The organism is Bacillus sp. FSL L8-0199, assembly GCF_038005705.1.
GTDB classification, from domain to species: Bacteria; Bacillota; Bacilli; order Bacillales; family Bacillaceae_G; genus Bacillus_A; species Bacillus_A cereus.
In genome coordinates this window covers 1,436,537-1,458,700 of sequence record NZ_JBBOTS010000001.1, presented here as the reverse complement: position 1 = coordinate 1,458,700, position 22,164 = coordinate 1,436,537, and the positions used below count along the sequence as shown (strand labels likewise).

The window sequence follows — 22,164 nt, the reverse complement described above, 5'->3', positions numbered from 1 at the left end:
CTCCTCATAAAGATAATCCTAGGCTTTTATAACAAACTGTGATCGCTTAACTCACTAGCTTTCTTGCTTTGTGGACTTATCTTTTATCGGAATTTTTAATTCTTGACCTGCACTCACTTCATCTTCTTGCAAGTTATTATACTTTTTAATTACTTCAATTCCATTTCCATCTGAAAAATATTGCTTCGCTATACTTTCTAAAGTTTCTCCCTCTTTCACAGTATGCGTTATTACTTTTTCAGAATGTTTCTGTGACTCAGATTTAGCTGAATCAAAGAAGATTACTTCAAACGCACTTTTTCCGGCATTATTACTATCACCCTTCACCTGAATATATTTATCCGTATACCACAAAATACTAATTGGCAGCAGAATGAATAGAAATGTTAAAACCCGGACGAAAATGTGATTTATTTTAAACTTTTGTTTTTTTTCTTTATTTCTATGAATTTCACTACGCGGCGGTAAACTTTCTTTTTCTTCCACTCGCTCAACTTCTAATTCCTCTTCAAAATCAGGAATTCGTTTCCTCATGTTGTTCACCACCACCTTCCATTTATTTTCTTAATTGGAGTCCCATTATAAAATCAACAAGAAAGTGTGCAAAGATTGTTATAAACAAATTTCCTGTCCATTCAAATACATAACCAAAGACAAAACTAATGAAACAGACGAAACAAAACAAAAATGGCTTTGTTATATAACGAATATGTAACACTGCAAATACGAAGCTCGCAATTACAATTCCAAAATGAGTCTGTACTACACCTCTAAATAAAAATTCTTCTGCAAAACCAATTAAGAACGTAATAACGAGTAAATGCAGAACGGACATTCCTCGAAACATCTTATCGTTAATACCACCATCATCAAACCAAGACTCCGGAAACACTCGCATTGCAACATAATCTAATAACACAATACCAATCGCTAACAAACCACCTATAATAAGTATAGATACTGGTTCCCACTTCCATAAATTAAAGACTTCTTTTACATCTTGAAATAATATATATGCCAGTAAACAGCCAATACCGATAATAATTAACTGTGTTATATATAGATTCAGCCTTATTTCCTGCGGACTCATATCTTCAACATTATGCCTTTGAATGTTCATCATTCCTCCATCTTTTCTAGGCCGAAAAGCTTTTGTAACTCTGTTTCCCAATTATAGTCGAAATCCGATTGTTGCGCTCGTCTTTTTTTATAATCTTCTTTTGTAATACCGCAATAATCGCAGCAATTAATTAACTCTTGCTCTTTCCTATAACCGAACTGTTGCAGCACATATTCACGTCTACATCCTTTAACTTGTATCCATGACTTCATATTTTCTAGCTCACTATATTTATTACGCAACCTTATTTCTACTTCAGCTATTAATCGGTTCATGATTTCATCTGACAAACCTTCTAATAATAATCTTCGTTGTTGTATAATTCCAACCTGTTCGAGATGATAACGAACGAAACGCCAATATTGCTCATTAAATCTTGCTGCATTATAACAAATTTCTTCTACATCTTCTATTGGTAATTCTTTCGTTTGAAACATTCTTTCTTGTAGTAAAGAAAATAAAAATTGTATTTGTGACTTACTTGGCAATTCATCCTCAATGATTGAAATTGGTAAATCATGATCCAACGGACTACATAATAAAATAGCTATACTCGGTTCGCCATCTCTTCCAGCTCTTCCGATTTCTTGTAAGTAAGAAGCTATATTAGTTGGATAATGAAAATGAATAATATATCGCGTATTCGCCTTATTTACCCCCATACCAAATGCGCTTGTGCATATTACAAGTTGCAATTGATCGTTCATAAACTGCTGTTGAATTAACATACGCTCTTCATGTTCCATACCACCATGATAAAAAGCTACACCAGTAACACCTTTCCCTCTCAAGTATTCCGTTAACCTTTCTGTCCACGCTCTACTTGAGCAATATACAATCCCCGGCCCTTGTAAATACATCACCTGCTCTAAAAGCGCCTCTTTCTTTTCTTCTATCGTCTCTACAAATTGCACATCCATTGCAATATTAGGACGGTCAATAGAGTATACATGTTCCGCGGCACCCTTTAAATTTAAACTATTTGCGATATCCTGCAGTACCCCTTTTGTCGCTGTGGCTGTCAATGCTAATACTGTAGGAGAACCAATATTTTCAATAACTACATTTAGTTTTTTATAGTCTGGTCTAAAATCATAACCCCATTGAGAAATACAATGAGCCTCATCAACAACAAATAATGAAATATGAATTTTCTTCAATTCTCTAATTAATAACTCCGACTGTAACATCTCTGGTGAAACAAAAATAAATTTATATGAAGATAATTTTTTCATCGCTTCTCTTTTTTCATTTAATGTCCGAAAACTATTAAATGCTATTACTCGGTTTTTCACAACATACTTTAATTGTGTCACTTGATCTTCCATTAAAGATAATAACGGTGATACAACAAGCACTGTTCCTTCTCGCATAAGCCCCGGAAACTGATAGCACATAGATTTCCCTCTTCCAGTCGGAAGCATCGCTATCACATCTTTTCCTTCTAATAAATCTGTAATAACTCCTTTTTGACCTGGACGAAATTCAGAATATCCAAACCACTTATATAAATATTCTTCAAGTTTCATTTACACCCTCCATCCGCGCTAATACAAGACGAACTTCAAAATAAGAGATATCTTCTCCAACCGCTTGTTTCAAAACACGTAACTTCCGCGTTTGCAATGCTTCAATTACTTTTATTACTTTGTCTATCTTTTCTTTTTCCATAAACATTTCAATAGAAAAATCTTTTTCTCGCAAAGCAATTTCAACAAAATGATCTTCTATCGTTGCAACCTTTAAATTCCGAATCGTCGCTATTTCTTCTAAAGAACGTCCTTGTCTCCAAAAATTATATGTTTTTTTCGTCGATAAACTAAATAATTCAGCTCTCTCATTTGGATAAGATATAATTTCAGCTAATAGTGGAAATTCATTTTCTTTATCACGAACTTCTTGTATAAAGAAATGCATTGTACCCCAAAATAAAAAATACACCCTGAATATATCTTGTTTCGTAATTTCTGCTAATTGTTGCAATGTACAACCAATACGTTCATAACCCGTTAGCCGATATGTTACAATCGTCGCTTCTATCGTATTGCTCTTTTCTAAAAGATTATGTACTTCCGTCCATAGTTTTCTCGCCAACTCACTTCTCTTATATGGTATTCCTGTTAGAAAACGTTTCACCCACATCATTATTTCTGTATCTTGCTGAATTGGGATAAACTTCGTATTATTCTGTTGTAAATTTGATATAGTTTGAATAATTAATGATAATCTTTTCCAAAATGTTTCACCTAATTCACCATAATGTAAACCATGCAAATGCGCCGGAAAAGCATAAACTTCCTCCCATTTATGTAACTGCATTTTACCCGTAGGTGTTAACACATATGTATTTTCATGTATTTCTTGAATAAAATTCGCTTGCAACAACTTTGCAACTTCACCATCATAGTCATTTCTATTCAACGATTTGTATATTCCGAACAAAAAAGAAATTCGGAACATATTTCCATCTTGTAAAGTTTGCGAAGAACGTTTGCCCTTTAGTAAATAATAAATAGAAGAAACGGTTCTTTCACCATTCAATTGTTTTAAACAATGCAACAAAGTATATTGTATTTGCATGACCGCTTCCACCTTCCAATCTTAACTTCATTCTTTTCAGTACAATTACACTATCTACTTTCGCTCATTAAACTTATCATATAAGAACTATATACTTGTATATATTCTATTGTATCAAACGAAATCATATTTACGTATTTTGAAAATCTTATGACATAATTCAAAAATAAGTTGACACTCTAATTGATAAGCATTATCATTATAATTTTATGTTGAAAAGTTTTACAAACCGTTTTACAATAAGGTTATAATTTTTATGGCGAGCTTTTCACATACATATTATCAGGAGGGAAAAAAGATGGCAAAATATACAATCGTTGATAAAGATACTTGTATTGCATGTGGTGCTTGTGGCGCTGCTGCACCAGACATTTATGACTATGATGATGAAGGTATTGCATTTGTAACATTAGATGATAACCAAGGTATCGTTGAAATTCCAGATGTATTAATTGAAGATATGATGGATGCATTCGAAGGCTGTCCAACTGACTCAATTAAAGTTGCTGACGAATCATTCGACGGAGACGCTTTAAAATTCGAATAGTCTTTTATTAACTTCAAAAAATGCCCCTCATATTGATGAGGGGCATTTTTTGTATCTAAATTTTATTTTCCTTAATAAAAAACCATTAGTAGTTTCACACTACTAATGGTTTTAATATATATTATGCATTTTTCATTTTTGCAAACACCCATACTTTCAGGCGTGAGAATAATGCTACAAATACAATTGTTACAACAATCCCTTTAATTAAATTAAATGGTAAGATTGCCGTTACAACCGTTGTTCTTATAGCTTCGCTAGACATAGCCGGTGAATTTAAAAACCAAGTGTAAGCCGGGAATATGATGATGTAGTTTAATACACTCATAATAAGTGCCATTGTAATTGTCCCTAGCATTAATCCTGTAGTTAAACTCTTCACAGTACGATACTTTCTAAATAAGAAAGCTGCTGGTCCAATAAATAAACATCCTGCAATAAAGTTTGCAATTTCTCCAACTGGTACTCCCGTTAAACTTCCTTGAATCCCGTAATGTAAAATGTTCTTTATCGCCTCTACAATCACTCCTGCTACTGGTCCAAAGATAATTGCTGCAATTAGAGCTGGTACATCACTAAAATCAATTTTCAAAAATGGCGGAAGCCCTGGGAACGGGAAGTCTAACATCATTAGTAAATATGCAATACTACTTAGCATCGCTACACTCACCATCTGCACTACACTGTTTTTTTGTTTCATCTTTCTCTCTCCTTTTCCATCGATCATCTCATGGAAAGTGGAAAGGTTCTGCTATGCCTATTTTTTCATAGAACGAAAAAACCCTTTGTGTTTTACACAAAGGGAGAATTTAAGGCACATCAAACAGACGTTCAAATCCATATCTTTTTTGAACGCTTGAACCTCCATCTTCTCCCATCCAGACTATACTGTCGGCTTTGGAATCACACCAAATCCTGCCTTAACGGCTCGCGGGCTTAGAACAAAATCATAAATAGTTCATCACCGCCGGTCGGGATTTTCACCCTGCCCCGAAGATAGACCGATATTCTATTTTCCCCTTCATTATACAACAACCTCATAACATTGTGAACTAAAAAATTGTAACTTATTTAAAATTAGTTATTTATTTTTCGTAACAAAAAATAAATTGCGAGATATTTTACAATACAATCCATATTTTTTATTATTCGGCATTTCTCTTTTGAATTACCTAGTCATATATAATTAAAAGTGATAAGATATTGAATTGTTAAGATAAGAACATTTTCTGAGTTATGGAGGAAATGTCATGAAAAAAGACAAGAGACATTCTATTCGAGAAGCAATGAAAAAAAACTTAAGAAAAGAATACTTTTACTTAAAAAAAGAATTACTTTTCTATTGCCCAATTGATTTAGGCACATTCTCAAACGAGACATACTATGCTACTTTCGATGAAGATGGCATCAGTATTTATCAGTATGATAAAAAAACAGAAAGTAAATTAAAATTGTGTGAGCGTCATCCGTGGAAGAGTTGGAATAAAGTGAAGATTGATCACTATTTGACAACTTCTCAATTTATTTTTCAGGGTGAGCGAAATTGGATCTTATCTCTTTTTCAAAAAGGAAAAGAAGCTCAAAAAATTATTGAAGAGCATACATCTTTACAAACAGAAGTTGTTTCCCGCTCTTTCTTAAAAAAACTTCCTGGTTTTCGTTCTAATACACCACTGAATAAATACATCGGTAGTATTTGTTACACTGCACTTATTGCATTTTCATTAAAATGGATGATTCCATTTCAAGCACCACAAATCGCCCTGTATTCTATTTCGATTGGTTGTATGCTTCTTGGCCTACTTTGTTTGACAATCGGTTTAATTGAACCGACTATCGTACTGTTTCGAACAAAAGAGAAAACAAGAACAAAAGTTTTTTACTTATATAGCTATTTAGCTATTTCTGGATTTATATGTGTCTTTATTTTTTGGTAAAAGAAGCCGTCCCAAAATAAATTTTGGGACGGTTTTCTTTTAGATATAGATGCTCTGATTCACTCAATAGTTCTAGCAAAAGCGCCCATATAATTTCATTTACATTGAACCTTATTTAAGAAGAACATAAATTTGTTCAAAGTTTAATTTTTGAGATGTTTCCTTCACTTAACATATAATTGTTGATTAGGATAAATTAGCTCTTGCTGCAATCCATTTTTTTCTTTAATTTCCTTAAGTGTCATACTAAATTTCCGTGCAATACTAACTAAAGTATCCCCTTTTTGTACGACATATAATGATGAAGAAACAACTTCATTTCTTTGTTCATTTAAAACAAGCAATGGGTTCATCGCATTCTTTTTCGCCATCGTCCATCTTCCTTGATGAAGTTCTAGATGTAAGTGTGCACCTCGCGATTCTCCCGTGTTCCCTACTTCTCCAATTTTTTCTCCTTTGGAAATATAATCTCCTTGCCCCACATATCTCTTATTTAAATGTGCATATACAGCCTCATATTCTCCGTGTTTAATAAATACAACATTTCCATAACTACTTGAATAATAAGACTTCGTTACCCTACCATCTTGAATAGCTGCCACAGGCGTTCCAATCGGCGCAGCTACATCAATACCATAGTGTTTTCCATGCCTTGTCCCAAAATAATCACTTATCTGACCTTCAACAGGCCATGTCCATCGATTTTCTTCTGCATAAACATGTAATTGAGATACAAACAGTATACTCAATAACATGACGCCGCATTTTAAAACTTTCATATACATCCTCCGTTTTCTAATTACCACCATACCTTCTCTATTTTGGTATATTACAGAAAAAAGTATACAAAAAAAGAAAGTGAATTACTCCACTTCCTTCTCTTTCTTATCACGAAAAACTAATGCACTACGGTTATACTCCACATCTTTCACTTGTAATCGGGCATTTATTACTCGAGCTATCGCAAACAAATAATCAGATAATCTATTTACATACTTTAAGACAACTTCATTTATTTTCACTTCTTTTTGCAATGATACTATAGAGCGTTCTGCTCTCCTTACAACAGTACGTGCAATATGAATAGTAGCCGCCGCCTCGCTACCACCTGGCAAAATAAAGCGTTCTAATGGCGGGGCTTCTTCTATATATAAATCAATCTTTCTTTCTAAACTTTCAACCATCTCAATTGTCACTTTATAAGGAATTTTTTGTTCCACTATTGCCAAGTCTCCTCCGCAATCAAATAGTTCATGTTGAATATTTTCGAGCTCATTGTAAATATCTCTAAAAGCCCCGCCTTGAACCTTAGTCATTGCATATCCAATATGAGAATTTGCCTCGTCTATTGTTCCATACGCTTCCACACGGATATCATCTTTATCAACCCTGCTACCTATTACACTTGTCGTTCCTTTATCTCCTGTTTTTGTATATAATTTCATTTCTTCACAGCACCCTCTCTTGTTATTCTTGATTCGATCAAGATAGAAAAAAGTTCTACCATTCTTTATTTAATTGAGTTTACAAAAAAATAAAAAACAGCAGAACTTTATTCATTATCAACTTTAAAAACACATATCTAAATTATACGATTCGGTAAATATACAGAGAATGTAGTTCCTTCTCCAACAACACTTGATACAGAAATTTTACCGTCATGGCCTTGAACAATATTTTTCGCAATCGCAAGCCCAAGTCCTGTTCCACCCTTTTTCCCACGTGTTCTTGCTTTATCAGCTTTATAGAAACGATCAAATAAAAATGGAATATCCTCTTCTGGAATGCCTGCACCCGAATCTTGTACTTCAAAAATGAGGCCATTATTTTTTGTATCAATTACAAGCGTTACATGTCCACCCGCATTCGTATGACGAATTGCGTTATCAATCAAGTTCGTCAACACTTGTTCCATCCGATCTGCATCAAACGCATATTCTTCAATCTGATTCCGGAAATCAACTGTTAGTTCAACTTCTTTATCCTTTGCAATCCCTTGGAATTTACGACCAATTTTTTCCACAAATGGATGTATGTCGACTTCACCAATATGTAACTCTACGTGACCGCTTTCCATACGAGCTAAATCTAACAATTCATTTACAAGTTTACCTAAACGAACGGATTCATCATAAATGATTTGAACAAACTCATCTATTTCCTCTTTCGTTTGCACAATATCATCTAAAATCGCTTCACTATACCCTTGCAGCATGACCATCGGTGTACGAAGTTCATGTGATACATTCGCAATAAAGTCTTGACGCATTTTCTCAAGACGACGTTCTTCCGTCATATCTCGCAGTACCGCTACAGCCCCACGAATTTTCGTTTGATTGTAAAGTGGTGTCATAAGAACTACATAGTTCCCTTTTTGTAAATTAATTTCAACAACTTGTTGTTGCTCGCTTTCTACAACGAGATGGAATAGTTCCACAAGTTCAGAAGGTAATTTTTTTCTTAACTCTATCTCTTTTTCTTCTTGCCAAACTTGTAAGAAATGTTCAGCCGGTGGATTAATAACTACGACTTCACCTTCTTGATTTAACGTAATAACTCCATCTGCCATACTACTCAAAATACTGGCTAACTGTTCTTTTTCTTGCTGCAAAGCATTCATATTAAACTTCAACTGTTTACCCATTTGATTTAAGGCCGTTGCCAGCTCACCAATTTCGTCCTGAGATACCATAGGAGCCTTTGCATCAAATTTCCCACGTGACACTTCAAAAGCAACCTCACGCATTTTACGAAGCGGTGCTGTAATCCGAGTAGATAAGAAGAACGCAAAGAAAGTTGTTAATATAATCGCAATCCCAGCGGCTAAGAAAATGAAATCAGTCGTTCTCTCCATATCTTTTATTGGCACTTGTAAAGATTCATATACGAACACTGCGCTTTGATTTTTTGATTGCACTGGTTTCCCAACGATCACAATATCATTTTCAGTGCTTTTATTCTTTCTACTATCAGAAGCTTTTCTAATGTTGTTCTTAATTTCTTTTTTGTCCGTAAAAACAGCGGCTAATTCTTTATCTTCTTTTAAATCATCCATTGTAAGAGTGACTAACCCTTCTTGTTTCGGTGAAGAAGAGATTTCCTTGCCATCTTCTACAATAATAATCCTTGAAAGTGGATCAGAGAATTTGTACGCGATGTTCTCAATCGTTTTTACATCGGCACCTTCTTCAATTAATTCCGTAACACTTGTTGCGACTTTTTGAAGTCTATTTTCACTCATATCAACATAATACGTTCTAAAAAATTGTGAAAGTAAAATCGCAACAAATCCAAGAACAAACGAAACGAGAAGTAATATGGTCATCCATAACTTCCCTACTACACTTCTCCAAAGCATCAGTCGTTCACAACCTCAAATTTGTAACCTACACCCCAAACAGTAACAATCATTTTCGCTGCATCTGGTGATTTTTTGCTTAACTTCTCACGTAAACGCTTTACATGTGTATCAACTGTACGTAAATCTCCGAAGAATTCATATTGCCATACTTCTTTTAACAGCTGCTCACGATCGAATACTTTATCAGGAGCTTTCGCTAAAAATAATAGTAACTCATATTCTTTCGGCGTTAAGTTTACTTCATTGCCATCTGCAGTAACACGGTGTGCATCGTTATCAATTGTTAAGTGAGGGAATACAGTAACATCTTTTGTCGTTGTATCTTGTGTAAAGAATGTTGTTGGTACAGCACGACGTAATACCGCTTTCACACGTAGCACGACCTCACGTGGACTAAACGGCTTTACAATATAATCATCTGTTCCAACTTCAAATCCTTGTACTCTATTTACTTCTTCACCTTTTGCTGTCAGCATAATAATTGGTGTCGCTTTCTTCTCACGAACCCCTTTACATACTTCAATGCCATCTTTACCAGGCATCATAAGATCTAATAAGATTAAATCGTAATCATTTTGCAACGCCATTTCTAAAGCTGTATCACCATTATCTGCTTCTTCAATCGTATATTGTTCTCTTTCTAAGTACATTTTCAATAAACGACGAATACGATCCTCATCATCTACAATTAAAATTCTTGATTCATTTGCCATCTCTACCCGCTGCGTACTCTCACCTCAGCGGTTCACACCTACCCTTCTTTAACTATTATGTTGCGCTATTCTCGTTTATTTAAGCAATCTTCTAAATGTTTCACTTCCCATATTATGCTTCACAAGAATAATAAATTTTGTTCAATTTTTTTCCAAAACTATGTATTTTTTTTGAACTGTATATAATGTCCTCGACATCATTTTACAAAATCAACCGCTACTTTGTCATGTTTTTCTCAAAAAAGAAGAAAAGTTGACAAAAATAAAATAGGAAAGTGACATACACTCTCCTATTTTATTTCTCTATGCATATGAATGTAAACCGGCAATAATTAAGTTTACTACAATAAAGTTAAACATAATGATTGCAAAACCAATTACTGCAAGCCAAGCTGATTTCTCTCCATGCCACCCTTTAGATAATCGTAAATGTAGTACTGCAGCATAAAAGAGCCACGTTATAAGTGCCCAAACCTCTTTCGGATCCCAGCCCCAAAAGCGCGTCCACGCTATTTGAGCCCAAATCATCGCAAAAATTAATGCACCTAATGTGAAAACTGGGAATCCAATTGCAATAGATCGATATCCGATTTCATCTAGTAGATCACTATTCGTATTCTTTACTAACGGCTGAAGTGCCGCCGATACTCGCTTCCGTAAAACGAGTCTTAATACAATATACAGTAATGTTCCAACTAACACTGACCAAATAACAGTATTTAATTTTTTTGCATTTACAATTGCTGGAACTTCAACTGCCGGTTCTAATTTATTTTCTGTCAGTAACTTCCCTTCATGCGGTCCAACTAAAGCCGGAAGATTGTACTTCATTTCCAGTTGTTGTTCATTTTTATCAATCCATTGAAACTTCGCTTCATATTTCATACTAGAAAATACCGTTGTTACTCCAATAAATCCAACTGTACAAACAAGTGTAAATACTACCGTCTCTAGCCAAAATGTACGTTTACTTCTCGTCGATTGATCTACATTTTTCAATAAATACATAACGCCTGTAATAAAACTAATCGCTAAAATGGCTTGTCCTGCTGCTGCAGTCGTCACGTGAATATGTAACCAATTACTTTTTAAAGATGGAATAAGCGGAGATATTTCCCTCGGAAACATACTTGCATAGGCAATTAATAAAAGCGCAACTGGTAATGCAAATAGTCCGATTATGCTTACACGGTACATAAAATACATGACAATAAATGCTCCTACAAGCATCATGCCGAAAAATGTACCGAATTCAAAAAAGTTACTAACTGGCGCATGCCCTGATGCAATCCACCTTGTAACAAAATATACTGTTTGTGCTATAAACCCTAAAATTGTAATCGTTATTCCTACATTTGCCCATTTATGACCCTTTTCTTTAATGGCTCCCCCAAAAAATAGAGTCGCAATTAAATATAAAATAAATGCGGTAAAGAGAAAGTTACTACTTATTTGCACCATATCGTTTCCCCACCTTAACTAATTTTTTTATCAATTACTTTATCATTTGGCTGTGGAATTGCTGTACCTTCTATTACTCTTTCAATATCTTTCTTTAAACCGAACCAATTTTTATTTGTATGCCCTGCAATCCACCATTCATCATTAACACGTTGTATCCAAATACGGCGATGATTCCAATACATACCTTGAATGACACCAACCATAAATATAAATCCTCCAATACCGAGAATCCAAAGCGTTAAATCTTTTCTTACAGTAAGTGCTGTTGCATTTTGCATTTCAACACCTGCAAACGACATTTTATATTTGTTGTTTCCATCTGGTTCTATATTTTGCTGAATACCAACAAAACTCACTTCACCATCTGGTGTTTCAGGTGTAAACATTTTAAATACAAATGCAGGATTGTTTGGTAATTTCGTTTTTGTATTTGGTTTTCCATTCTCATCAAAATAAAAATCAGGAAAATAGCTTAATAGTTCTAGAGAATAACCAGTTCCTAAATCATATTTTTCCTTAGGATTCGTTAAATCTACTTTAATCGGTCCCCACTTTTGATTATTTTCTTTATTTTGCAAGTTAAAGGACATACTTTTAAATTCACTTTCTTTATAATCCACTTGATACACTGCAAATTGATCAAATTTCAGTGGTTCATTCACTCGAATTTCCGCTTCTTTTACTTTTTCTAATTTCGGTTTTTGTCCTGCTATATTTTCTCCTACTGCTTTATATAATACGGCATTCGTTTGGAAGTTTTTCGCAATCATTTTATCGCCTACACGATCAATCGCTTCCTCAAAAACTTCTTTGTCCTTACTTTTATCATAAACTTCTTTTATAAATTTCTCGTTTTTTAAGTAGTACTGTCCATCCGTCCCTGGTATTTCTTTCGTTTCACCATCACGTAACCAAAGTGCTTCGTCTACGTACATACTCGGTAAAAAACGAAGCATCGCACCGAATAAAAAGATAATAAGGCCGATATGATTTACATATGGACCCCAACGCGAGAAGCGTCCCTTTTCTGCTAAAACGTTTCCGTCTTCCACTTTCACGTTATAGTTTCTTTTCTTTAAATTCTTTTGCACTCTTTCCAGGTCACCATCTTGCGGTGTACCAGTCCCATATAATCTCTGTCTCTTTAAAAAGCTAGGATGTCTTTTTACACCTTGCTTTTTTAAAGCTTTATAAAGTGGAATAACGCGGTCTAAACTACATATCACAAGTGAAATACCGATAGAAGCAATCAAAATCATATACCACCATGAACCGTATAAATTATTAAATCCTAATTGATAGTATAATTGTCCTAAAAATCCGTATTCTTGTTTATAATATTCAGCTGGTGCAATCCCTGGAGTTATGTACATTTCTTGCGGAAAAATAGTTCCTATCGCTGATGCAGCTAAAGTTATTACGATTAGCCATACACCCACTTTTACAGAAGAGAAAAAGCTCCAAATTTTATCGACTATCGTTTTTGTCTGCGTGAGAGATCTCCGTGCACTCCCCTCATAGCGCATATCCAATAGTTTTGCATTTTCATTGCTTTCAAATGGTTTCCCGCAAGCTTCACAAAAAACGGTTCCTATCGGATTAACATGTCCACATTCACATTTAATTTCTTTCAACACTCTCACCGCCCCTGTATCTATATGTACTATTGTATATTCTAACCTCAAGTTACCACAATACTCAGAATTTTTAAACCAGAGGCACTATAGACACGCACCCCTTATGTAAAGGCTTTCTTTATTACGGAGTAATTTTCTTTAAATACCCTTCTAACTGTTCTTTCGTTTGTTCACCTATAATTTGCTCCACTACTTTTCCATCTTTATCAATCAAAAAGCTTGTCGGTAATGGACCTACTCCATATGTTCCTATAATCTTTTGTCCTTTATCAATGGCAACTGAGAATTTCAAACCATACTGGTTCACAAAGTTCTTTACTGCAATATCCGTTTCATCTGCATCTAACGCTATGATTTCAACACCTTTTTCTTTATACTTTGGATATAATTCATTCATATAAGGCATTTCTTTTTCACAAGGTTTACACCACGTGCCCCAAAAGTTTAAAAATACACCTTTTCCCTTTAAATCTTTTAGTTCAATTTTCTTCCCTTCTAAATCCGTCACAACAAAGTTAGGTGCTTCTTTTCCGATTTGCATTTTCTCTTTATTAGCAAAGAATCCTTGATAAAGGGTAAATCCTACAGCACCACATAAAATGAGTAGAATAATAACGCGAAATAATAAGCGATTTTTCTTCATATTACCTCTCCTCTCCTCGATAAATGTTATGTATTATCTTCTGTAAATGTTGTATTGAATAAATCACCAGCAGAGCACTCCACTGGTGAATTTTTAACTCTATAGCTTATCTTGGCTTTGTAGAAGCAAGTGCGCGTAATTGTTTCACCTCATGTGGTGTCAATTCTCTCGCATCACCAGGTCGCAGGCTTCCTACTTCTAAGAAAGCATAACGTTCACGTTTTAATTTCACTACTTTACAGTCTAACGCTTCAAACATACGACGTACTTGACGATTACGTCCTTCATGAATTGTTAACTGTACAATAGCCATCTCTTTACGCTTGTCCCAAGAAATAATTTTCACACGCGCTGGCGCTGTTTTACCGTCTTCTAACGTAACACCGCGTTCTAACATGCGAATTTTCTCACCTGTTAATGGACCTTTTATTTTTGCAACATATGTTTTTTCAACTTTATATCTAGGATGCATTAATACGTTTGCGAAGTCCCCATCGTTTGTCATTAATAATACGCCAGACGTATCATAATCTAAGCGTCCGATTGGGAATAAACGTTGTGTAATTTCCGGGAAAAAGTCCGTTACAACACTTCTTCCTTTATCGTCTGATACACTTGAAATTACGCCAGTTGGTTTATATAGTAAAAAATAAACAGGTTCTTCTTTTTCAAGAGGGATGTTATTTACTTCTACTTTATCTTGAGGAGTTACTTTTGTCCCTAACTCCTTCACTATTTTTCCATTAACTTTCACTTTTCCTTGCTGAATTAATTCCTCAGCCTTTCTTCTCGATGCAATACCTGCTTGCGCAATCACTTTTTGTAATCGTTCCATTTCTTTTTTCACCTCGAATTTATCTTACCTTACATTAGAAAGACTTGGCAACCGCATACGCTTTACGGCTATTCGCTTCATCTTACTTAAACAACATAGCGATGATAATAAACATATAAAGGTCAAATCATGTTTTTACCTTTTATTATTGTCCATATTTTTCATATTTCTCACAATAAAAGTTCATCATTTTGTCAAAAATACCACATAAAAAAACCACTATTAAGCTACACCTTAATAGTGGTCGTATACGTATTATAAGCGAAATAGCGTAAAAAATGAATAGTATTACTGAAACAATAAAGAAACGAACACAATTGAGCATATAATCCCTATTAAATCTGCAAAAAGTCCTACTTTTAGTGCATCACCCATTTTTCTAATCCCGACCGCGCCAAAATATACAGTTAAAATGTAGAAAGTCGTATCTGTGCTTCCCTGCATCGTAGAAGCCAATCTCCCAATAAACGAATCTGGCCCATATGTGGCAATTAAATCGGTCGTAATACTTAAACCAGCAGAGCCTGAAATAGGGCGTATAAGTGCTAGTGGAACAATTTCTGCTGGAACATGGATCAAATCTAACATTGGCTTCATTACCGATATCATTGCATCTAACGCACCTGAAGACCGGAATATAGAAATAGACACAAGCATTCCAACCATAAACGGTAAGATGGAAATTGCAATTTGAATCCCTTCTTTTCCTCCCTCAACGAACGATTCATACGTCGGTACTTTCTTTATTGTGCCATATAAAAGGATAAAACCAATTACACAAGGAATTACCCATAAAGAAATTGTATTTACAATACTCATTTTTTCCGCCCCTTTCTACTCCTTCTTCGGTAAAAATAGCGGTCAATCCAAATTGCTCCAATCATAGAAAGTACTTGTGCAATAAATGTTACCCCAACAATTTCAGTAGGATTCGCTGATTCATACGTCATTCGAATGGAAATGACTGTCGTAGGAATTAATGTAATGGCTGATGTATTTAATGCTAGAAACGTCACCATAGAACGGCTCGCCGAATCCTTTCCTCCATTTAACTCTTTCAGTTGTTCCATCGCTTTAATACCAAGAGGGGTTGCTGCATTACCTAGACCAAAAAAGTTTGCCATCATATTTGATAGAATAAATCCCATGGACGGATGATCCTTTGGTATTTCTGGAAACAACCTTTTTACTATCGGCATAAAAAGTGTAACTAATTTTTTTAACAATCCGGCTTCCTCTGCAATTTTCATTAAACCGAGCCAAAATACTAAAACACTAATAAGTCCTATACAAATCGTTACCGCATCTTTTGCTCCGTCAAATACAGCTTTATTCACTTCTTCCATCGTGCCATTTATCATGGCGTATACAATCCCAATGACAGCCATCGCTACCCATACGAGATTAACCATCGTTCCCAACACCTATCATGTAAGAAAAAATTTCTTTCACATTATTCCAGTAAAGTCCCGTTGTAGCTACTAACTTCCGTTTACTATAAAATAAATTCCGTTCTCCAACTTTTTCATTACCAACATAAATGTCTGTCTTCCCAACCTTTACTCCATCCGTAAGTTTTGTACTTTTATGGAGTTCAACTTTTAATACTACGTTCTTTTTTTCTTCTTCAGTTAACGGTACCGAAAAACTATTTTTCGTATAAACATGGTTGGCATACTTCTTTTCATTTATTTCAGCAATTGCTCCTTGTCCTAAAACTTTCGTTTGTTTGAAACGTTCAAAACCTTTATCAAACAAATTCATATGATCATCCCAATCACTAGAGGCACTCAAAGTTACGACAATTAAATCTAGTCCATCTTTTGATGCCGTTGTCACAAGCGTTCGCCCAGCTTTCTTCGTAAAGCCTGTTTTTCCTCCTGTTGCAAATTCATAATAAGACGTTACCAGCTTATGTTTATTTTTCCACGGGTAATCCCAAGAATCTGATTTATATGTTTTGGTTCCAAAGATTTTCTTAAATGTCTCGTTTCCCATTGCATATTTCGTTAATAATGCCATATCGTAAGCCGACGAATAATGTGATCCATCTCCATCTAAGCCATGAGGGTTTGAGAAGTGCGTATCTTTCATTCCAATTTCTTTCGCTTTTTGATTCATTAAATATACGAATCCATCTATACTCCCACCCACACTTTCAGCAATTACTTGCGCTGCGTCATTACCAGATCTAAGCATGAGTCCGTATACTAAATCTTCTAACTTCACTTTTTGTCCGGGCTTTAAATAGATTGCCGATCCTTCCACCCTCACCGCTTCATTACTAACTGATACCATTTCTTTCATCTTCCCTGATTCAGCAGCTAATAAGGCGGTCATAATTTTTGTTATACTAGCAATTTTTTGAGGCTCATGTTCTGCTTTTCCGTATAATACACGACCAGACTGTTGCTCCATTAATACAGCATTTCGAGCACTGACATTGCTGTTCATCTTTGCATATGTAGGAATCGGCATAACGCTTGCATACATCATAAGAAGCGTAATGATTACACAAATTCGTCTCATATTTCCCCCCACGTCCTTTTGGCACTTTTTGTACAAGTGTATGCTTGGCCTTTTAAAATATGAACGAAATCTTCCTTCTACTTCCATTAAAAAAGACGCAGAGAATTTGCGTCTAATATGGTGTCCATTCAATTTGTTTCGCAGTTTCAAACCTTTTTTCTACATCAGGCCAATTTACAACATTCCACCAGTTTTTAATATATTCATCTTTTCGATTTTGGTATTGTAAATAATACGCATGTTCCCAGACATCTAGTACAAGGAGCGGTATCGTATCCCATTGTGTAAATAATTGATGAAGTGTACTTTGCAAAATTTCTAACCTTCCAGACCGGGGTACCCAAACGAGAATTGCCCAGCCTGAACCTTCTACTTTAGAGGCCGCTTCTGTAAAATGTTTTTGGAAACGTAAAAAGCTCCCAAAATCTTGTTCAATTTGTTGTGAAAAAGCTCCTCTTGGACTTCCACCACCGTCTTTTTTCATGTTATTCCAAAATATCGTGTGTAAGTAATGACCTGACCCATGAAAAGCCGCTTCCCTTTCCCAATGCTTAATTAAATCAAATTTATTTGTTTTTCTCGCTTCTTCCATCATCTTCTCTGCTTTATTTAACCCTTCCACGTAACTCCGATGATGTTTATCATGATGTAACATCATAATTTCTTTAGAAATATACGGTTCTAATGCATTATACGGATAAGGTAATGGCGGGAGTGTATGTCCTCCAATTGGGACAGCTCGTTCACTATCCCCTCTTTCATATAATTCATATTCCTCTTCTTCTTGCATAAATACTTCCTGCAAGTGATGCTGAATATGTTCTACATCATCGCTTATTTCATACATAAACTCTGCATCTGTTTCATACTCATGCTCTTTCATACGCTCTAATAACGTCTGAATTTTATAAGCAAGCATATGGACATCATACACTTCCATTGCGCGGCTATCTAATACGTGAAGAACACTTTCACACCAATTTTCTACTTCATGAAAGTAATCTGTAAATACACCTTGCTGATTCATGTTGCACCTCCCTAATGCTATCCACTTAACTATATTCAATGAAAATCCCTTATATAACTGTACAAAAGGAAAAGAAGCTAAGTCACCTTAGCTTCTTTTCCTCAATCAATATTTGTGTAACATCTTTGTCTGATAATCCGTCTCATAATATTCTAGTTCTTCACGCATCAATTGAAATTTACCTTCTAAACTCTTCATCACTTGCTCCAAAGATGCAGGTGGTGTTTGTTGAAAAACGATAGAATTTTTCCCTGTATATGCAGACCGACTATTTTCATACCAATGATCACTCTTCGGTGAAAAAAACTCTGCAATTACTTGATGGTAAATCTTATATAAAATTTTTTCAGCTGCTGTTTTTCGAAATGGCTGGCTATTCAACAAAACAAAACATGCATCCTGTCCTTCTTCGCAAAAAACGAGAAGTCGTCTCATTGATGCTAATACCCCTTTATAATATTGCTCATTCCCTGCTGGTGTTTCCTCTAATAAAGAAGGTAACGTATGATAATTTACATAATTAGTTATCAAATTAATAGCATCTTCTAAAAATATAGAAACTTGTTCTGTTTGATTTTCAACCATCAAATTAGACATTTTTCTCTCTCCTTTGCCATTTCACGCTATTTCTACTCTTTTATTTTTATGTAATTCAGCCAATATTTCTTGTACTTTCGACACCGTTCCCTCATCAAAATATTGTTGAAATTCTTCCATATTATTTAAATACAAACGTTTTTGCGCACGAAGCTCCTTATCTTTCACTAAACAACATATCGCTACAATATCACGCAAATATATGTTTTGTTCTTCTACTTTATACACTGGATTTCCTTCAAAAGGAGTAATTTCTTGTAAAACTTCTTCAAAATATCGAACGTATACAACCGAAAAAGTTTTCTCTTTACCATTTAATATATATGTCACTTCAGATCTGTTAAAAAAATCTTCTGATGTATTAGGTTTCGCTTTTTCTAACTCATATCCTACGTAACCTTTTATAATCATATACTCCCCTCCCCCTCTTTCATCTTATTCTAACTTAATTTTCTGATAAACAAAATATTCTTTTAAATATACCTATATAAAAAATAGCTCGCCTATACAGGAATTTACCTTTTTATTTTTCTTGAAGTTTGTCATAATAATATTATTGTCTCAGTTTTCTTATACAAGGAGAGTTGTATTTATGTCGTTTTCATGGAAACGTTTCTTACAAATCGGGAAAATTGTCTTCCCATTTGTTGTATTAACAATTGTATTCTTTCAAGCAAAAAAAGAATTAGCGGGCATTTCTTTTTTAGAAGCGATTGATACAATTAAAAACATTCCAACTGGAGGAGTCTTTTTAGCAATTACACTTGGTGCATTCGCTGTATCAACAATGTTCTTTTATGACTATGTTATGCTTCGTTACTTAAAAGCTGATATCCCTGTCCAAAAGATTTTCCGTATCTCGTGGATTGCTAATACTTTAAATGGATTTATCGGGTTTGGTGGTCTTGTTGGAGCCGGCGTACGCACAATGCTTTATCGTCCATATATAAAAGAAAATGGAAAACTTATTAAAAGTATCGCTTGGATGACAACTGCCTTTATTAATGGATTAGCCATTCTTTCATTTCTTGGTCTCATCGGAATATTAGACACGAGATTTATTTTGCATGAAAAACCATGGCTATGGCCTGTTCTTATCTTCTTCGCTCTTTTCGTCCCTATATATATCGGATTTTCTAAATTAAAAAATAGAAAAGCGACGCAAACAGAGGAACAAGAAGAAGAGGAGAAAAACCCAACTGTTTTATACTCATTAGTTTCATTAGTCGAGTGGGTATCCGCTGGTATTGTTATGTACGTCATATTACTATTATTTGGCATTGAAATCGAATTCCAAAAGTTTTTAGGCGTATATGTTATTGCTGCTTTAGCTGGTGTCGTTAGTCTTGTTCCTGGTGGCCTTGGATCATTTGATCTTGTCTTCTTAACTGGGCTTGGGCAATACGGCATCGATACAGGTGTTTTACTCCCTGCTATGTTATTATATCGTCTCGTCTATTACATCTTGCCCTTCTGCCTTGGTCTCATTTTTGCAGCTTTTGAAATGACAGGAGTAGCCATTAAAAAGTTTGAAGATAAACCTTTTATTGCGCCTGCATTAGAGACAACTGGTGTTATATGGACTTTGCAGCGTGACTTTCTAGGAAAGTTAGGTTCTTGGGCATCTGCTGCTTTAACAGTATTTGCTGGCTTAATGGTTATTTTATCAACCATTCTACCGACAAGTATAAATCGGGCACACGCCTTACATATTCTAGCTCCAAAACATCTTATTCAATTTTCTTTTAGCTTATCGCTAACATTCGGTATTCTCCTCCTCATTCTTTCGCGGGGGATATATTACGGAACAAAACGTTCTTATTATATGACGATTGTTTCTTTAATTGGAGCGGCTATTTTTAACACACTAAAAGGAATTGATGTTGAAGAAACTTTTATTTTATTAATCGTACTCGCTGTATTGTATATGCTTCGTAAAAGGTTTGTACGTGAGAAAATGGAAGTCTCACTTTCCGATATCGTAAAAGTTTTTATATTCCTACTTGTAACGTTATATTTATATAAAAACTTAGGTATTTTATTTGCAGGTGCAAAAGAAGCTTTCAAACCTGATTTTGTCGTTCGTAATATTACACAAGTGAAACGAAGTGCATTAGCAGCTGCCTTTTTTGTTCCTACTTTTTTACTAATTGGTTCACTCATTGCAAATCGTTATCGAAATGAATTTCCCGGGCAACCAGCTAATGATAAACGATTACAAAACTTCTTAGATGAACATGGTGGAAATGTACTTAGTCATTTAGGTTTTTTAGGAGATAAACAGTTCTTTTTCAGTAGTGATGGAAAAGCACTCATTCTCTTCTCAATAACTGGAAAACGACTTATTGTACTAGGTGATCCAATTGGGGACCCTTCCTCCTATCGTACTGTATTGCAAGAGTTTTTAGCTGAGGCTGATCGATTTGGATACATTTGTGTATTCTATCAAATTGAAAGTAAATGGATGAGTTTATACCACGATTTTGGTTATAACTTCTTTAAGCTTGGTGAAGAAGCTGTTGTTGATTTAAATACCTTTACAATAACAGGAAAGAAACGCGCTGGCATGCGAGCTACTTTCAACCGTTTTGAAAGAGAAGGCTATACATTCTCTATTCATGAGCCACCTTTCTCCGACGAATTATATGAAGAGTTAAGAAAAGTTTCAGATGCATGGCTTGGTGGAAAAAAAGAGAAAGGTTTTTCACTCGGATACTTCGATCGTGAATATATTAGTCGCGCTCCTATCGCAACATTATCTGATTCGGATGGAAAAATTATTGCATTCACAACATTCATGCCTGTATATCAAAACGGATCATTATCTGTCGATTTAATGCGATATTATCCAGATGCGCCTAGCGGCATTATGGACGCAATTTTCATCCACTTATTCCAGTGGGCAAAAGAAAATGAATACCACTCCTTTAATATCGGTATGGCACCACTTTCAAATGTTGGTTTATCCACACAGTCTTTCTGGTCTGAACGAGTGGCTGCTGCAATCTTTAATAACGTTCGTTATACGTATAGTTTCAGCGGATTACGACATTTTAAAGAAAAATATAAACCAGCATGGAGCGGTAAATATTTAGCATTTAGAAAGAATCATTCTTTACCAATTACAATGCTCTCTGTAACAAAATTAATAGGAAAAAGAAAAAACAGCTAAAT

At 34.9% G+C, this 22,164-nt stretch carries 22 protein-coding genes and 1 riboswitch; of the genes, 3 read left to right on the top strand and 19 right to left on the bottom strand.

Features of this window, described 5'->3' with window-relative positions; genetic code table 11:
- Positions 1-54: 54 nt before the first annotated feature.
- The 4 genes from NST86_RS07630 to NST86_RS07615 are packed head-to-tail and all read right to left on the bottom strand — an operon-like array spanning position 55 to position 3,700.
- Positions 55-534 carry a LysM peptidoglycan-binding domain-containing protein gene (locus NST86_RS07630; protein WP_001231553.1) on the bottom strand — a complete coding sequence of 160 codons (480 nt, stop codon included), beginning with the start codon at positions 532-534 and terminating at the stop codon, positions 55-57.
- A gap of 22 nt (positions 535-556) precedes the next feature.
- The gene (locus tag NST86_RS07625) at positions 557-1,120 is read right to left on the bottom strand and encodes a CPBP family intramembrane glutamic endopeptidase (protein WP_001025780.1); all 564 of its coding nucleotides are present in this window, start codon (positions 1,118-1,120) and stop codon (positions 557-559) included.
- Positions 1,120-2,649 carry an ATP-dependent DNA helicase RecQ gene (gene recQ, locus NST86_RS07620; RefSeq protein ID WP_000762980.1) on the bottom strand — a complete coding sequence of 510 codons (1,530 nt, stop codon included), beginning with the start codon at positions 2,647-2,649 and terminating at the stop codon, positions 1,120-1,122. Before recQ ends, NST86_RS07625 begins: the two co-directional genes overlap by 1 nt.
- Complete coding sequence (locus NST86_RS07615) at positions 2,639-3,700, bottom strand: helix-turn-helix domain-containing protein (RefSeq protein ID WP_001167008.1); 1,062 nt, start codon at positions 3,698-3,700, stop codon at positions 2,639-2,641. Before NST86_RS07615 ends, recQ begins: the two co-directional genes overlap by 11 nt.
- 298 nt (positions 3,701-3,998) lie before the next feature.
- Here NST86_RS07615 and NST86_RS07610 point away from each other — a divergent pair, with 298 nt between their 5' ends.
- Entirely contained in the window at positions 3,999-4,247 is a 249-nt protein-coding gene (locus tag NST86_RS07610) for a ferredoxin (RefSeq protein WP_001151993.1), read from the top strand.
- 121 nt (positions 4,248-4,368) lie between these two features.
- Here NST86_RS07610 and NST86_RS07605 read toward each other — a convergent pair whose 3' ends face one another.
- The gene (locus NST86_RS07605) at positions 4,369-4,947 is read right to left on the bottom strand and encodes an ECF transporter S component (protein ID WP_000810856.1); all 579 of its coding nucleotides are present in this window, start codon (positions 4,945-4,947) and stop codon (positions 4,369-4,371) included.
- A gap of 162 nt (positions 4,948-5,109) precedes the next feature.
- A riboswitch (FMN riboswitch) is annotated at positions 5,110-5,249 on the bottom strand.
- Between the two features lie 248 nt (positions 5,250-5,497).
- On the opposite strand from NST86_RS07605, the gene NST86_RS07600 reads away from it, so the two are divergent.
- The gene (locus tag NST86_RS07600) at positions 5,498-6,184 is read left to right on the top strand and encodes a hypothetical protein (RefSeq protein ID WP_016117483.1); all 687 of its coding nucleotides are present in this window, start codon (positions 5,498-5,500) and stop codon (positions 6,182-6,184) included.
- Between the two features lie 164 nt (positions 6,185-6,348).
- On the opposite strand, the gene NST86_RS07595 is transcribed toward NST86_RS07600, so the two are convergent.
- From NST86_RS07595 to NST86_RS07530, 14 genes are all read right to left on the bottom strand, one after another.
- Positions 6,349-6,963, bottom strand: a complete 615-nt coding sequence (locus NST86_RS07595; protein WP_000866120.1) for a peptidoglycan DD-metalloendopeptidase family protein — start codon at positions 6,961-6,963, stop codon at positions 6,349-6,351.
- Between the two features lie 84 nt (positions 6,964-7,047).
- Positions 7,048-7,629: a cob(I)yrinic acid a,c-diamide adenosyltransferase gene (locus NST86_RS07590; protein ID WP_016117482.1), complete on the bottom strand. Its 582-nt coding sequence runs from the start codon at positions 7,627-7,629 to the stop codon at positions 7,048-7,050.
- A 137-nt stretch (positions 7,630-7,766) separates the two neighbouring features.
- On the bottom strand, positions 7,767-9,542 hold the full coding sequence (resE, locus tag NST86_RS07585) for a sensor histidine kinase ResE (RefSeq protein WP_000964695.1): 1,776 nt from the start codon (positions 9,540-9,542) through the stop codon (positions 7,767-7,769).
- A complete protein-coding gene (gene resD / locus NST86_RS07580; RefSeq protein ID WP_001262938.1) occupies positions 9,542-10,258 on the bottom strand; it encodes a DNA-binding response regulator ResD in 717 nt (238 codons plus the stop codon). The genes resE and resD overlap by 1 nt, the downstream gene beginning before the upstream one ends.
- A 303-nt stretch (positions 10,259-10,561) precedes the next feature.
- A complete protein-coding gene (gene resC, locus NST86_RS07575) occupies positions 10,562-11,719 on the bottom strand; it encodes a cytochrome c biogenesis protein ResC (RefSeq protein ID WP_000250081.1) in 1,158 nt (385 codons plus the stop codon).
- A gap of 14 nt (positions 11,720-11,733) precedes the next feature.
- Complete coding sequence (gene resB / locus NST86_RS07570) at positions 11,734-13,359, bottom strand: cytochrome c biogenesis protein ResB (protein ID WP_016117480.1); 1,626 nt, start codon at positions 13,357-13,359, stop codon at positions 11,734-11,736.
- Between the two features lie 121 nt (positions 13,360-13,480).
- Positions 13,481-14,002 carry a thiol-disulfide oxidoreductase ResA gene (gene resA, locus NST86_RS07565; RefSeq protein ID WP_340933449.1) on the bottom strand — a complete coding sequence of 174 codons (522 nt, stop codon included), beginning with the start codon at positions 14,000-14,002 and terminating at the stop codon, positions 13,481-13,483.
- A gap of 106 nt (positions 14,003-14,108) precedes the next feature.
- Positions 14,109-14,849, bottom strand: coding sequence for a 23S rRNA pseudouridine(2605) synthase RluB (gene rluB, locus NST86_RS07560; RefSeq protein WP_372474244.1), 741 nt, complete (start codon positions 14,847-14,849; stop codon positions 14,109-14,111).
- Positions 14,850-15,125: 276 nt separating this feature from the next.
- The gene (spmB, locus tag NST86_RS07555; RefSeq protein WP_000029514.1) at positions 15,126-15,656 is read right to left on the bottom strand and encodes a spore maturation protein SpmB; all 531 of its coding nucleotides are present in this window, start codon (positions 15,654-15,656) and stop codon (positions 15,126-15,128) included.
- Positions 15,653-16,249, bottom strand: coding sequence for a spore maturation protein SpmA (spmA, locus tag NST86_RS07550; protein WP_000247811.1), 597 nt, complete (start codon positions 16,247-16,249; stop codon positions 15,653-15,655). Before spmA ends, spmB begins: the two co-directional genes overlap by 4 nt.
- Positions 16,242-17,366: a D-alanyl-D-alanine carboxypeptidase family protein gene (locus NST86_RS07545; protein WP_001252637.1), complete on the bottom strand. Its 1,125-nt coding sequence runs from the start codon at positions 17,364-17,366 to the stop codon at positions 16,242-16,244. Before NST86_RS07545 ends, spmA begins: the two co-directional genes overlap by 8 nt.
- A gap of 112 nt (positions 17,367-17,478) precedes the next feature.
- The gene (locus tag NST86_RS07540; RefSeq protein WP_001075739.1) at positions 17,479-18,393 is read right to left on the bottom strand and encodes a superoxide dismutase; all 915 of its coding nucleotides are present in this window, start codon (positions 18,391-18,393) and stop codon (positions 17,479-17,481) included.
- Positions 18,394-18,498: 105 nt separating this feature from the next.
- Positions 18,499-18,990, bottom strand: coding sequence for a YpuI family protein (locus NST86_RS07535; protein WP_000067556.1), 492 nt, complete (start codon positions 18,988-18,990; stop codon positions 18,499-18,501).
- Positions 18,991-19,011: 21 nt separating this feature from the next.
- Complete coding sequence (locus NST86_RS07530; protein WP_000584365.1) at positions 19,012-19,401, bottom strand: hypothetical protein; 390 nt, start codon at positions 19,399-19,401, stop codon at positions 19,012-19,014.
- A gap of 181 nt (positions 19,402-19,582) precedes the next feature.
- Here NST86_RS07530 and mprF point away from each other — a divergent pair, with 181 nt between their 5' ends.
- Positions 19,583-22,162 carry a bifunctional lysylphosphatidylglycerol flippase/synthetase MprF gene (gene mprF, locus NST86_RS07525; RefSeq protein WP_000010893.1) on the top strand — a complete coding sequence of 860 codons (2,580 nt, stop codon included), beginning with the start codon at positions 19,583-19,585 and terminating at the stop codon, positions 22,160-22,162.
- Positions 22,163-22,164 lie beyond the last annotated feature (2 nt).

Excerpts from the sequence above, each read along its gene's own strand:
- NST86_RS07630 (WP_001231553.1), bottom strand. The coding sequence starts at position 534 with ATGAGGAAACGAATTCCTGATTTTGAAGAGGAATTAGAAGTTGAGCGA.
- NST86_RS07625 (WP_001025780.1), bottom strand. The coding sequence starts at position 1,120 with ATGAACATTCAAAGGCATAATGTTGAAGATATGAGTCCGCAGGAAATA.
- recQ (WP_000762980.1), bottom strand. The coding sequence starts at position 2,649 with ATGAAACTTGAAGAATATTTATATAAGTGGTTTGGATATTCTGAATTT.
- NST86_RS07615 (WP_001167008.1), bottom strand. The coding sequence starts at position 3,700 with ATGCAAATACAATATACTTTGTTGCATTGTTTAAAACAATTGAATGGT.
- NST86_RS07610 (WP_001151993.1), top strand. The coding sequence starts at position 3,999 with ATGGCAAAATATACAATCGTTGATAAAGATACTTGTATTGCATGTGGT.
- NST86_RS07605 (WP_000810856.1), bottom strand. The coding sequence starts at position 4,947 with ATGAAACAAAAAAACAGTGTAGTGCAGATGGTGAGTGTAGCGATGCTA.
- NST86_RS07600 (WP_016117483.1), top strand. The coding sequence starts at position 5,498 with ATGAAAAAAGACAAGAGACATTCTATTCGAGAAGCAATGAAAAAAAAC.
- NST86_RS07595 (WP_000866120.1), bottom strand. The coding sequence starts at position 6,963 with ATGAAAGTTTTAAAATGCGGCGTCATGTTATTGAGTATACTGTTTGTA.
- NST86_RS07590 (WP_016117482.1), bottom strand. The coding sequence starts at position 7,629 with ATGAAATTATATACAAAAACAGGAGATAAAGGAACGACAAGTGTAATA.
- resE (WP_000964695.1), bottom strand. The coding sequence starts at position 9,542 with ATGCTTTGGAGAAGTGTAGTAGGGAAGTTATGGATGACCATATTACTT.
- resD (WP_001262938.1), bottom strand. The coding sequence starts at position 10,258 with ATGGCAAATGAATCAAGAATTTTAATTGTAGATGATGAGGATCGTATT.
- resC (WP_000250081.1), bottom strand. The coding sequence starts at position 11,719 with ATGGTGCAAATAAGTAGTAACTTTCTCTTTACCGCATTTATTTTATAT.
- resA (WP_340933449.1), bottom strand. The coding sequence starts at position 14,002 with ATGAAGAAAAATCGCTTATTATTTCGCGTTATTATTCTACTCATTTTA.
- spmB (WP_000029514.1), bottom strand. The coding sequence starts at position 15,656 with ATGAGTATTGTAAATACAATTTCTTTATGGGTAATTCCTTGTGTAATT.
- spmA (WP_000247811.1), bottom strand. The coding sequence starts at position 16,249 with ATGGTTAATCTCGTATGGGTAGCGATGGCTGTCATTGGGATTGTATAC.
- NST86_RS07545 (WP_001252637.1), bottom strand. The coding sequence starts at position 17,366 with ATGAGACGAATTTGTGTAATCATTACGCTTCTTATGATGTATGCAAGC.
- NST86_RS07540 (WP_001075739.1), bottom strand. The coding sequence starts at position 18,393 with ATGAATCAGCAAGGTGTATTTACAGATTACTTTCATGAAGTAGAAAAT.
- NST86_RS07535 (WP_000067556.1), bottom strand. The coding sequence starts at position 18,990 with ATGTCTAATTTGATGGTTGAAAATCAAACAGAACAAGTTTCTATATTT.
- NST86_RS07530 (WP_000584365.1), bottom strand. The coding sequence starts at position 19,401 with ATGATTATAAAAGGTTACGTAGGATATGAGTTAGAAAAAGCGAAACCT.
- mprF (WP_000010893.1), top strand. The coding sequence starts at position 19,583 with ATGTCGTTTTCATGGAAACGTTTCTTACAAATCGGGAAAATTGTCTTC.